Below are 13,202 nucleotides of genomic sequence, written 5' to 3'. Positions count from 1 at the left end.
TGTTGCGTGTAGTTGTTGTGTGTTGACCAATGAAAAACTGTAATTAGCTTCTTATTTTGTGCATATTAAACTCTTGCACTTGAGTAGTATATAAACAAAAAAGAGGCTGTAAAAGCCTCTTTTTAATTATTTTCTTAAACCTAGTTCTTTAACTATAGCACGATATCTTAAAATATCTTTCTTAGTTAAGTAATCTAGTAAAGCACGACGCTTACCTACTAATTTTACTAACGAACGCTCAGTGTTAAAATCTTTACGATTGTTTTTTAAGTGCTCAGTTAAGTGATTAATTCTGTGCGTAAATAACGCGATTTGTCCTTCGGCAGAACCCGTATCATTTGCTCCTTTACCGTGTTTTGCGAAGATTTCTTGTTTACTTTCTTTTGTTAAATACATGCTAATATTATTGTAAATAATTGTTATGTAATCGAAAGGCTGTCTTTCGAGCGGCAAATATACTAATTAAAAATCATTTTTAAGCTAATAATTTTAAAAGAAAAGTTGTGTAGGGTTTTGTGTTTCACTCAAAGTTTTATTTTAATCTGTTAAATAACATCTATGGTTACTGTAACTTCAACATCAATGTTTACATCAAAATTAACAGGTGTGGTATTTAAGGTCCCAGAGAGGGTCGCCGTAACGCGTTGTTCATTTTTTAAGTAAGCAGCGATAAGTGCTAATTGTTCAGCAGTACCAATTGAAAATATTTGATTGGAATCATCGGCAGCTTTTAAATCTATGCTGCCAATACTTATTGTATTTCCGGCTATAGAAATTGTGGCATTGCTTAATTTGCCGTCGGCAGCACCTACATAATTATCTATTTCAAAACTTAAATTAGTTATGGTAACATCCTGAATATATTCAAGATTTTCCTGAACCTGATTGTTGGATGCAAGGTTTACAGTTATATTTTCCGACCAGGACATTGAACCGCCTTCCGGAACAGCTACGTTAAGTGTAGTTCCGTAGTTGTCACTTACATCAAATTCAGTGAGTTTATCCAACTCATCACAACTTAGAAATATGGTGAGAACTAAAAATAAATAAGATAATTTTAATTTCATAATTTTAGATTTGGGTTAATGTTTGTTTTTGTAAATATACTGATTATGAATTTATTGTGAAGTTTGTTGCATAAAAAAAAGCAACTAGTATTAGTTGCTTTCTTAAATTTATCGCTTTTAAATAAAATATGTATTAGGCTCTTAATGGCTGATTTAATATTAAATCTAAATATTGATTCACTTTATTTTTAAGCTCCTTTCTAAGCGTAATGAAATCTAAGAAGCCATGCTCTAATAGAAATTCTGCCGTTTGGAATCCTTCTGGTAATTCTTTTCCTGTAGTATCTCTTACAATGCGTGGACCAGCAAACCCGATTAAGGCACCAGGTTCACTTATGTTAATATCTCCTAACATGGCGAACGATGCGGTTGTTCCTCCTGTCGTTGGATCGGTACATAATGATATGTAAGGAATTTTAGCATCGGCTAACTGCGCAAGTTTTACAGATGTTTTTGCTAATTGCATCAATGATAATGCGGCTTCCATCATTCGGGCTCCTCCAGATTTAGAGATGACCATTAACGGAATGTTATGCTTTAAAGAATAGTCGGCTGCACGAGCAATTTTTTCTCCAACAACGCTTCCCATGGATCCTCCAATAAAAGCAAAATCCATACAGGCAACAACCAAATCTTTACCTTTAGATTTTCCAACTCCAACGCGTACGGCATCTTTTAGTTTTGTTTTAGATTGAGCCGCTTTTAATCGGTCTGGGTATTTTTTTGTGTCCTCGAATTTTAAAGGATCTTTAGATTCCAGGTTTTCGTCTAATTCTTTAAATTTATTATCGTCGAAAAGAATTTCAAAGTATTCTTTACTTCCGATTCTTACGTGATAGCCATCTTCAGGACTAACGTAAAAATTCTTTTCTAATTCTTCTGCATCTACAATTTTACCAGTTGGAGATTTATACCATAATCCTCTCGGAGTATCTTTTTTCTCTTCGGTTGTGGTGGTTATTCCTTTTGTTTTTCTTTTAAACCAAGACATAATGATTTACGATTTTAAATTTACGATTTTAGATTTATAAAGAAAATCTTGTTTATCGTTATAATTATAAGGTTTCTAATGTTTTTTGTAACATACAAATCTAAAAAACCAGTGCACAAAATTAAGTCTTTTTTTAATTTTGAGGTAATGCCTTGTCTCTTTTATTGGTTAAAATGTATTTTTTATGCTTATTTATCTGAAAAGATTCAAAATATTGTTTTTTAATTTAATGATTACTAGTAATTTATTATGGTTTTAGTTCTGATTACTTTAATACTGAAGAATAGACAAGGAATTATGATTATCGAATTAAACTAAAATGACCTTTAAAGGTTTTTAGTTGACCATTGGCGTTCTTTGCAGAAACAACAAACCAGTAGTCTGCGGGATGCATTAATTTGCCATTTGAAATACCATCCCAACCCGTTTCGTTTGGGGTTATTTCTTTGAGAAGCTTACCATATCTATCATAAATGTATACAATTGGCTTTTGTATGTTATTACCGTTAATTCCTTCAATATTCCAAGTGTCGTTAACGCCATCATTGTTTGGAGTGAAAAATTTAGGATACCCCATAATATACACGTCAATAGCGGTTGTGCCACAACCGTTTTTATCATTAATAAATAAGGTGTGTTGTCCAGACGGTAATTTATCAAAATAAGCTGTATCTTGATACGGACCTAGGCTATTGTTTAAAGCAAATTCGTAGTCTCCTGTGCCTAAATTGTTTTTATGTATGCCAATAGAATTATTTTCTGAAAGTTCAATCTTAGTGATATCATTCAATGAAACGGTAGCTGTTTCTGATGATTTTATCGTAAATGTTTTAGTTACGGAACAGTTACTTATAGACTTCTTAGTTAAGGTTATACTATAATTTCCAGGAATACTTGTAATTAGTTGAGGTGCGGTCGAAACGATACTACCATTAAACGCCCAAGTGTAATTATAGTCCTCCACAGGGAGATTCTTAAAGGGGGTAATAACAACTTCATGAGAAGGAGTAGAGGAACAGATTACGGGAAGCGTTTCCAATGTAAATGCGGGTAAAGCGTTAACATGTAAATTTATGTGGGCTCCTAAGCCTACGCAATTGCTATTAAATTTATTTTGAACCCTAATGTAGATTTGTTGTGACTTGGGATAGCCCGTATTTGTGTAGTTGGAAATGTTTTCAATAGGATTGTTTTGTGTGTAAGCATCATTAACATTTCGATAATAATTAATTATGAGGTCTTCTGGGTTTGGGAATAATAGCTTTATTTCGTTTGTAACACCGCTAAAATTAAATGTAGCATAATCCATATTGTCATCCTGACTACAGGCATAAAAATCCCAAACAAAATTTTCGGGGATTTGCGATGTGGTAACAATTAATTTTAGTTTTGTCAACTTATAACATTCGTTTTCGTTTGTTACTCTAGCCCAAACTTGTGTTAAACCATTAGTTTTGTTTTTATATGCAGATGAATCATCAATTGAATTGGTAAACTGTTCAGCATCCTTTTCCGATTCAAAAAAACGAATATGACCGTTAAATTTAGGATTTATTGTTTGCATGAGTTGGTCTAAATTAAAGATTGTTAGACCATCGTTATCATTGTCACATTGTTGAAGCTCAATTTCAGTGGGGAATGCGGGTAACTCATGTACTAAGGCAATAGCTGTTTGAGTTAATGTTTTCAGACCCTTTGTTACGGTCAAACTTACTGCGTAACGACCCGGAGCACTATAAGTATATTCGGGGGTTTGTTCGGAAGAAGAAGTGCCGTCGCCAAAATCCCAATGAATAGTATCAAAACTAGAATTACTTGAGAAATTAAAGGCATTAGGGTTTCCGTAGCAAGAATTGGTGATTTCTATTTCCAATTCTGAAAAATAATGTTGATAGAATTGCGGCAGACCGTCTAAACAAATACCAAAATCTAATAGAATAATATCTTTAATAAAGCGACATTCTGTACCTTTAATATTGGGCTCTTGTATCACACCTAACTTGTTGGAGTTATAGGTGGCTACATAAATTTTTTTATTTAATGCTAATTGCAATGCTGCAAAACGGTGGTTGCTACCGTCGTGTAATAATATGCCTGTATTTTTTATTGTGTTAACGTTATCAGAGCTGATATCGAATTGCACAATTCCTGTTAAATCACCAGAAATGTAAATAAGCGTGCCGTTAGGAGAAAATTCCAACCCATAGGGGCCTCGCCAAAAGTAAAACGGATCAGGAGAGGTTAAAATTAATTGAGATTCTATAGCCTGTTGATTACTAATTTTACCTGTTACATTATCAAAGTCAAAAAGTAAAAAGCCATTGAAAACAGCGTTAATCATGGCTAATTTATCACCATTAGGCGAGGCTTTAAGGTATCCTCGGGAAAAATCTATTGAATTTGTTGGGGAAACTATAGGAGTTGTATTAACACCTTGCGCATTAACCTCGTATGCGTGAAATGCATTTGATTTTTCTGCGAAGGCGATAATCCAAAATCCATCACCGTTTTTCTTTTTTACAGCAGTTAGTTTTTCGGATGCATACGGGAGTAATACGGTGTTTTTAGATGTAGGAATAACGTCCCCTAAACCAGAGTTTAAGGTCATGTCTACCACCGAAAACGCTAAGCCCGTTTTTGGAGGTCCTCCCCACTGTGATCCGAATTTATCATCAACCGTGAAAATGTAATAAAGTTGTGTGTTTGAAATACTTGGTACTATTATGGCAGACTGTGTGCTTGAAAGATGGCCTTTTAAACCTACTCCATTCGGCATGATTTCGTGATTTTTATTAAAAACCGTACGTCCATCGGTATAGAATAACAGGTTTCCATATTGGTCACTTATTGTAGCGCATCCTTCTTCGGTATTTAATTTTCCATTATTAAGAAAAACCGGCGAGCCATTTTTGAAGTCAAGTCCGGCACGATTGCCAAAATACCAAATAGCAGATTCATTTTGGGTATAACTAAGAGTTACACTCAAAATATTAAAAAATAGAAGAGCTGCTCTAAACAATTGATTGGTTAACACAATTTGTTTTTCTGTTAGGGAAAAATAGTTTGTTAGGGCTGTTAAAAGTTACAAAAAATTTAACCTATAAGGACTGTGTTGTTCAATTAAATTATTGAATAGCAATAAATTGATGGTCTTGTAATGAGAGCTAGTTAATGATATATTGTAGAAATAAAAAAGCCCCTACAATTGTAGAGGCTTTATAATATTTATTAGAACCTTGTTATAATGTGTTCACATTGTTTAGGTCTTCGAAAGCCTTTTTTAAGCGTTCAACGAAGGTTTTTTCTCCTTCACGTAACCAAACTCTAGGGTCATAATATTTTTTGTTAGGAACATCATCACCTTCAGGGTTTCCTATTTGGCCTTTTAAGTATTCGGCTTTTCCTCCCATGTAGTCTCTAATACCAGTCATAAATGCGTACTGTAAATCGGTATCGATGTTCATTTTAATTACACCGTATCCAATCGATTCGCGAATTTCTTCAACAGATGAACCCGAACCACCATGGAATACGAAATCAATATGATTGTGCTCTACACCGTATTTTTCTGAAATATATTCCTGAGAATTTTTTAAAATTTTTGGAGTAAGTTTTACATTTCCTGGTTTGTAAACACCGTGAACGTTACCAAAAGCTGCAGCAATAGTAAATTGGCTACTAACTTTGCTTAATTCTTCGTATGCATAAGCAACTTCTTCAGGTTGTGTATATAATTTTGAATCATCTACATCTGTGTTATCTACGCCATCTTCTTCACCACCTGTAATACCTAATTCAATCTCTAATGTCATTCCCATTTTGCTCATACGCTCTAAATAGGTTTTGCATATTTCGATGTTTTCTTCCAGAGGCTCTTCCGAAAGGTCAATCATGTGAGAACTGAAAAGTGATTTACCTGTTTCTGCAAAGTGCTTTTCACTAGCGTCTAATAAACCGTCTATCCAAGGTAATAATTTTTTAGCACAGTGATCTGTATGTAAAATAACAGGAACACCATAGGCTTCTGCTAAAGTATGCACGTGTTTTGCACCGGCAACAGCACCAGCAATTGCAGCTTTTTGTCCGTCGTTACTTAAGCCTTTACCAGCGTTAAATTGGGCACCACCATTAGAAAACTGAATGATTACCGGAGCATTAAGAGCAGCTGCAGTTTCTAAAACACCGTTAATAGTGTCTGAACCGATTACGTTAACTGCTGGTAGAGCAAATCCTTTTTCTTTGGCAAGTTTGAAAATTGCTTGAACTTCTTGTCCGGTAGCAACTCCTGGTTTAATGTTGTGTCCCATTTTATAAAATTTTGTTTTTTTTAGTTTGTAAGTCCCAAAAATAATCAATTTTTATGTTAGGAGAAGATGTTTTATCTATGTAAAATGCTAAAAATAAACTAAAACGTTGTAGTTTTTGTAAGCTAAAGTGTAGGTAGAGGCTAATACCAAAATACAGATGTGTAAACTATTTATATAGAATAAAATACCAAACGATGCAGGATGGAGATATGATGGAGAACTAGAATGGATAGTTAATTCCAATGTTGTAAACCGCATTTCCAAAATTATAATCGTTAAACCAACGGTTATTATCTTGATAAGAAGGGTCGTACGTTTTGAAACCTATATCGAAACGGAATACAAAAAAGCTAAAGTCGTAGCGTAATCCAAAACCGGTTCCAATAGCAATATCTTCTAGCGAATTGAAATTAGAAAATACCGCATTTTCATCTTCAACATCATCCAGGACATTCCATATGTTTCCGGCATCAACAAAAACGGCACCGTTAAGGTCTTCAAAAATATTAAATCGATGTTCGGCACTTAATGCTATTTTTAAGTTAGCTTCGTTAAAGTCATTACTATTTTTGGAACTACCAGGACCTAAGCTATAGGCGTTCCAGGCGCGGTTATCGTTAGCTCCTCCAGCAAAGAAACTTTTAGAAAATGGAATATTAGTGGAATTGCCATACGGAATCGCAATTCCAAAGAAACTTCTAAAAGCTAAAATGTTTTTTTTGCCTAAATCCCAATGCTTTACATAGTCTAATTCGGTTTTTATATATTGGGAATAAGCCACATTGAACAGCTCGTAACGTCCATTAGTGTTTTTTTGCAAACCTAAAATGTCCGACATACCCGATAAAATATTTCCAGCGGTTTCTAACTTAAATCGAAATATTGAAAAATCCTCATCAAATAAATTGGTTCGTTCATCATTGGTTAAGCTGAAACTTGAGGCCAGAATAAGGTTGTTCTCGGTTAAACGTTGTTTTCTTTCGTTAATATTATTAACTTCTTTATACTGATTGGGGTTGCTAGATTGGTAATTGTCATCGGATAACACCAGATCTATAAACTCATCAGATTTATCTATAATCAGCGATTCCTGACCATTGTTATCAATAGATATAAATTCTGAAGGGGTATTGTATGAGTTTAAAGCAATATTTTCCAGATTATCGAATGAGCTGGTATATACATTAAAGTAATTATCAATATTTAGGTTTCTTACATATTGAATGTTGAATGCATCTAATCGATCTGTTACTTTTTGCGATGGCGACCATTTGTAATTAAATACACCACTTAAGGTTTGTTTGTCTAACCCAATATTGGTTTGACTTGTAGTGGCAAGCGATATGCGTGTGCTGGGCGACATGTCTTTCGCTATTAAATTATTGGTGTTAAACGGGAAGAAAAACCGTGGAATAGTAAGTTTCAGGTCTGCTCCAATTTCGTTAATATCGAAAAAAGGATCGCCTTCATTTTGGTCTCTTGAAGAACCGATTGATCCAATGGCCGAAATTTCCAAGGTTTCTGCGCCTCTAAATATATTACGCATTAAAAGACTAGGATTTAATGAAAATCCTACGGTTTGAATATTGCTGGTTGAAACATCGGTACTAAAACCTAAACTGAACTTTTTTAAAGCCGTTAATCTAATGGTGTCCGATAGGGTGTGGTTGTCAATTTCTACCTGATCGATATTTGGATATTTAAACGTGCGTAATCCATTTATGTGCCTGTATGTTAATGTGCGGTCGTTATCTTTAAAAATTTCTCCGGGAGTTATAAAAACGGCATCAGTAATGGCTTTAGGGCGATAACGCATTTTGCCATAGCTCCAAAGTTTGTAACCTTTATAGTTAACGGGACCATTTAACTTTTTGTTTCTCTTTTCAAAGGTATAATCGGTAATAATATTTACGTCTTTAACCTTGTAAATATTGAATGGAACGCGGTAAATAGAATCTAAATCCCGAATGGTTCTATTTTGAATTTGTATATCGACGTTTACTTTTTTATTGGTTCCAATGGTGTCGATTTCAAAACCTATATAATCCTGATTAAAATGAAAAAGTCCAGAGTTTCTTAATTCGTTCGAAATACGGTCGCGTTCCTGCTCGAAATTAGACGTTCTGTATTGTTCTTTCGATTTTATGAGACTATTACGTAGTATTTTTTTGTGATAAATAGAATCTATAACAGGCGATTTTATTTTAGTGGTAATGGTATCTAATAAAAACGCAGGGCCTGTTTCAACGTTGTATTCAACGTCTGCGCGTTTATTGTCTTTTTTATTTATCTCATAACTGGCTTCAACATCGAACCAACCATTATTAATATGATAATCTTCCAGTCGCTTAACCGATTTTTCAGATTTATCTTCGCTTACAATTACCGGAGCTTCACCCGTAGATTTTAACCAAGCGTTGAAATTTAATCGGTTTTCAACATCCTTATTGACTTGTTTTCTTGAAAACTTTTTAGTTTTTCGTTTTAATTTTTTTGGGTTATTATAAATTTTTTCTTCAAGAATAGAATCTATGTTTGGTCGTGCCAAATTATAAATATGCAATCTTAAAGGCGTGTTTACAACTGGTATTTTACTGTTAGGTTTTTGGTACAGTAAATTCCCTATGGTTTCCGATTTGTTTTTCTTTCCATTAATTAAAACCGCATTATTGGTAAGTAAATAGTCCTTTTCATCAACTCGTTTTACGGCGTTGCATGAAAACAATATTCCTGCCATAACAATTAATACAGGTATATTTTTATAAAGTGGTTTCAAACGAAATTATAAATTAATGTAGGTTGTTAAATTCTTATGGATGTACCGCGTTGCTTTTACCTTTAATTGGCTCAAAAATACATTATTTCATGAGTTTATTTTTATTTTTTTCCAAGGTAATTTATAGACATTACTTTAAATAAAGCTATATTATTCTTTTTTTGCTTGTTCTAAAAAAGATTTAAATAAATTAAAACATTTATCAGAGTAAAATTTTATTTCTTTACGCCGTTAATAGTTTAAAGGATTTTTTTTCAATGCTTTCCAAAAGTCAAATAAAATTAATTGCTAGCTTGAAGCAAAAAAAATACCGTCAACAACATGGGTTATTTGTAGTTGAAGGTGTAAAAACCATAACAGAACTACTATCTTCTAATCTAGAACTTCATGCGTTATTCACAACGCAAAGCTTCAATATTAATGCCAAACTAGAAACGATAATTTCGGCAAGCGATTTAAAACGAATTAGTTTTTTGAAAAATCCGAATATGGCATTGGCTCTTTTTAAAATTCCACAACCAATAACTCTAAACTACGATGGTTTAATAGTTGCTTTAGATGATGTTCGTGACCCAGGAAATTTAGGTACTATTATTAGACTTTGCGATTGGTTTGGTATTACTGAATTATTATGTAGTCAGGAAACAGTAGATTGTTTTAACCCTAAGGTGGTACAAGCTACAATGGGATCAATAACTCGGGTGAATATTCATTATGCCGATTTAAAAGAAACTTTATCAGAAATGGATTTACCTGTATTGGGGGCCTTTATGGAAGGTGATAATGTTTACCAAAGTCAATTGCCGGAAAAAGGAGTATTAGTGATGGGAAATGAAGCTAACGGTATCTCGAAGCGTATAGAACAGTTGGTGACTAATAAGATTTCGATTCCTAGGTTTGGTGATTTACAGGCTACTGAAAGTTTAAATGTAGCAACTGCAACAGCCATTTTATTAAGTGAATTGAAGCGTCGATAATTAGGCTTTATTGAAAGGTAAAGTTAATAAAAATGCCTCTTGTTTGCATACTGTGGATGTTACTTGTCCATGGACTATTTGGGTCTTTATCCCTCACGAGCTCATCGTTCATGGCAAAAACACCTTTAATGGATGGGGTGAACTTAAAGTTATGTAAGTAAAAATCGATACCGAACCCTAACTCATAAAACAGCATATTTTTTTTAGTTCTGAACTGACCGTTGTTATTATCATTTGGGTTTCCTTCATTACTAGATAAATTTAAGGCTGTAGCAAATCCTCCTGTAATGAACGGTTTAAAATTATTAATACGCTTCGTGGAAACTTTTAGAAGTAAGGGCACATAAATATAGGTGGATTTGACTTCACGGAATAAGTCAGAATCCGATACATCGGGGTCGGAAAAATAAGTGGAACTATAATGTAATTCTCGACTAGAAATAAGCAGTCCAGGTTCTAAACGAACATCTAAAAAGCTATTTACACGTAAATTACCAATTAACCCAACATTAAATCCGGGACTTCGTTTTACATAAATATCACGTAAATCCTGATTGTAATCGAAATTAAAATCTAAGTAATTAATTCCTAAAAAATACCCCCAACGCAGTAAGTCGTTATCTGTAGATCCGCGACCTTGGTTCGCATCATAAATAACTTTATCTTTTTTAAACAGCTGGGCATTTGCTCCATGAACTAAGCATAAAAATGATAATAAAACAAGGATGCGTTTCATATAGGTTATTTACTTTACGGATTTATAAATAGTCGCAACTCCAAATGTTTGCGGAAAATCTTCAACATTAATAAACCCAATTTTGCGCAAAATATTGTTTAGCGCCTCTCCATATGGAAAAGCCGATGCAGATTCGCTTAAGTATTTGTAGGCGCTACGATCTTTGGAAAAAAGTTTGCCTATTACTGGTAAAATGTGTTTTGAATAAATGTTATAACCTTGTTTGTAAGGCGTTTTTGTTGGTATAGAAGTTTCTAAAATAACAAAAGTACCGCCAGGTTTAAGCACTCTGTAAATCTCTTTAAGGCCGTTTTCTAAAGTTTCAAAATTCCTTACACCAAACGATACGGTAATGGCATCGAAGGTGTTGGTTTCGAAAGGCATATTTTCACTGTCGCCCAAAATCATTTCAATTCGGTCTCCTAAGCCTTTGTTTTTTACTTTTTCTTTGCCAATTTCTAGCATGCCGCTGCTTATGTCTAACCCAACAATTTTATTGGCATTAGTTTCAGCTAAATTAATAGCTAAATCGCCTGTGCCAGTGGCGATGTCTAATATGGATTCAGGATTGGTTTCCTTAACCATTTTAACAACTTTTTTACGCCATTTTATATCTATTCCAAAGGAAATAACACGATTTAAGCCATCATAATCTCCAGAAATGGTGTCGAACATTTGAGTTACTTGTTCTTTTTTTCCTAAATCGCTATGCTTGTATGGTTTAATTTTTGACAATGCTTTAAATTTTTGACAAACCTACATAATTTATTCCGAGTAAAAAATATGAAATAATGCCTAATTCGCTAAAAAACGAATTGTACAATTATAGAAATTGAAATGTAGGAGACGTTTTTATTTACAAATGTAAATTATACTATCTTTGTATTACTTATTATAATATAATATGTGATGAAACATTTCTTGTTTAAGATTAATAGCAAATTCTACAGATATAGAAATGGGACATTCTCTCATTTAAATTTGAACAATAACAAATGAAAATTATAATTGCTGGTGCTGGAGAAGTTGGATTTCATTTAGCAAAATTATTATCCTACGAATCTCAGGAAATTACTTTAATAGATCCGGATAAAGAACGAATTTCCTATGCCGATGCACATTTAGATATTAAAGTGGTTCGTGGTGATGCTACCTCTATAAGTATTTTAAAGGAAGGGCGTGTAGGTATATGTGATTTGTTTATAGCCGTAACTTCAAGTGAAACCACCAATATTACCGTGAGTGCCTTAGCAAAACAGTTGGGCGCAAAACAAACTATAGCAAGAATATCAAATACCGAATTTATACACCATAAGGAGGAATTAGGTTTCGACAGATTTGGTGTAGATGAATTGATTTCTCCTGAGGCGTTAGCAGCTGCAGAAATCGAATTATCATTAAAGCAGTCGTCGTTTAACGAAACCTATGAGTTCGAAAGTGGCGCTTTAACCATGGTGGGATTAACTCTTTCAAGCTCTGCGTCGTTTGTTGGAAAAACAGTAAAAGAAGCAGCCGAGATTTTTCCTGAAATTCATTTTGTGCCAATTGCTATTCAACGTTATGGTACTCAATACACAATAATTCCACGTGGAAGCACAAGGTTTGAGCGCGGCGATAATGTGGTTTTTATTACTTCCGAAGGTGGAGCTGAAGAATTATGCAGGCTCACAGGTAAAGTAAATCGAGAGATAAAGAATGTCATGATTTTAGGAGCTAGCCAGATTGGATTCAAAGCTGCTAGAGATTTAAGTAAAAAGAACTTGTACATAAAGCTGGTAGAACAGGATAAAGAGCATGCCTTTAACATGGCCGATCAATTACCAGACGTATTGGTGGTTAGAGGCGATGGTAGAAATGTAGATTTACTAGACGAGGAGAATATTGAAAATATGGATGCGTTTATTGCTGTTACCGAAAATTCTGAAACTAATATTATGTCCTGTTTGGTTGCAAAATCTAAAGGCGTAAAAAAAACAGTAGCCTTAGTTGAGAATATGGATTACTTTGAACTTTCTCAATCGGTAGGTATTGATACTTTAATAAATAAAAAACTACTAGCAGCAAACAATATCTTTAGGTACATTCGTAAAGGAGAAGTTGTAGCAATGACCAAATTAAGTAACTTAAATGCAGAGTTACTGGAGTTTGAAGTAAAGTCTACCTCGGCCGTTTGCAATAAAGTTATTAAAACCATCGATTTTCCAAGAGAAGCCATTATTGGTGGCGTTATTAGGGATGGTGTTGGCATGATTGCTTTAGGGGATTTTAAAATTAAGGAAGGAGATAGGGTAGTTGTGTGCAGCTTATTACAATCAATCAAACGGGTCGAAAAATTATTTATCTAATCA

Annotated in this window: 10 protein-coding genes; 2 read left to right on the top strand and 8 right to left on the bottom strand. The window is 33.9% G+C overall.

From position 1 onward, the window contains the following. Positions 1 to 126 precede the first annotated feature (126 nt). From rpsO to tamL, 6 genes are all read right to left on the bottom strand, one after another. The gene (gene rpsO / locus ICJ83_RS09940) at positions 127 to 396 is read right to left on the bottom strand and encodes a 30S ribosomal protein S15 (RefSeq protein WP_188230301.1); all 270 of its coding nucleotides are present in this window, start codon (positions 394 to 396) and stop codon (positions 127 to 129) included. Between the two features lie 149 nt (positions 397 to 545). Next, a complete protein-coding gene (locus ICJ83_RS09935; RefSeq protein WP_188230225.1) occupies positions 546 to 1,067 on the bottom strand; it encodes a hypothetical protein in 522 nt (173 codons plus the stop codon). 133 nt (positions 1,068 to 1,200) lie between these two features. After that, the gene (gene accD / locus ICJ83_RS09930) at positions 1,201 to 2,058 is read right to left on the bottom strand and encodes an acetyl-CoA carboxylase, carboxyltransferase subunit beta (protein WP_188230224.1); all 858 of its coding nucleotides are present in this window, start codon (positions 2,056 to 2,058) and stop codon (positions 1,201 to 1,203) included. Between the two features lie 301 nt (positions 2,059 to 2,359). Continuing rightward, complete coding sequence (locus tag ICJ83_RS09925) at positions 2,360 to 5,044, bottom strand: T9SS type B sorting domain-containing protein (protein WP_188230223.1); 2,685 nt, start codon at positions 5,042 to 5,044, stop codon at positions 2,360 to 2,362. A 253-nt stretch (positions 5,045 to 5,297) separates the two neighbouring features. Continuing rightward, a complete protein-coding gene (fbaA, locus tag ICJ83_RS09920; protein ID WP_188230222.1) occupies positions 5,298 to 6,365 on the bottom strand; it encodes a class II fructose-bisphosphate aldolase in 1,068 nt (355 codons plus the stop codon). A gap of 220 nt (positions 6,366 to 6,585) precedes the next feature. Further along, complete coding sequence (tamL, locus tag ICJ83_RS09915) at positions 6,586 to 9,102, bottom strand: translocation and assembly module lipoprotein TamL (RefSeq protein ID WP_188230300.1); 2,517 nt, start codon at positions 9,100 to 9,102, stop codon at positions 6,586 to 6,588. Positions 9,103 to 9,398: 296 nt separating this feature from the next. Here tamL and ICJ83_RS09910 point away from each other — a divergent pair, with 296 nt between their 5' ends. After that, a complete protein-coding gene (locus ICJ83_RS09910; protein WP_188230221.1) occupies positions 9,399 to 10,118 on the top strand; it encodes a TrmH family RNA methyltransferase in 720 nt (239 codons plus the stop codon). A gap of 7 nt (positions 10,119 to 10,125) precedes the next feature. Here the strand turns inward: ICJ83_RS09910 and porT are convergent, their stop codons facing one another. Together porT and ubiE are read right to left on the bottom strand one after the other, a co-directional pair. Continuing rightward, a complete protein-coding gene (porT, locus tag ICJ83_RS09905; protein ID WP_188230220.1) occupies positions 10,126 to 10,854 on the bottom strand; it encodes a type IX secretion/gliding motility protein PorT/SprT in 729 nt (242 codons plus the stop codon). Positions 10,855 to 10,863: 9 nt separating this feature from the next. Continuing rightward, on the bottom strand, positions 10,864 to 11,589 hold the full coding sequence (gene ubiE / locus ICJ83_RS09900; RefSeq protein WP_188230219.1) for a bifunctional demethylmenaquinone methyltransferase/2-methoxy-6-polyprenyl-1,4-benzoquinol methylase UbiE: 726 nt from the start codon (positions 11,587 to 11,589) through the stop codon (positions 10,864 to 10,866). Between the two features lie 260 nt (positions 11,590 to 11,849). Here ubiE and trkA point away from each other — a divergent pair, with 260 nt between their 5' ends. Then, the gene (gene trkA / locus ICJ83_RS09895; protein ID WP_188230218.1) at positions 11,850 to 13,199 is read left to right on the top strand and encodes a Trk system potassium transporter TrkA; all 1,350 of its coding nucleotides are present in this window, start codon (positions 11,850 to 11,852) and stop codon (positions 13,197 to 13,199) included. Positions 13,200 to 13,202: the final 3 nt, after the last annotated feature.

This window comes from Aestuariibaculum sediminum (genome assembly GCF_014596945.1).
In the GTDB taxonomy this organism is placed as follows: domain Bacteria; phylum Bacteroidota; class Bacteroidia; order Flavobacteriales; family Flavobacteriaceae; genus Aestuariibaculum; species Aestuariibaculum sediminum.
The sequence above is the reverse complement of the archived record's forward strand: the minus strand, read 5'-3'. Positions and strand labels throughout refer to the sequence as shown.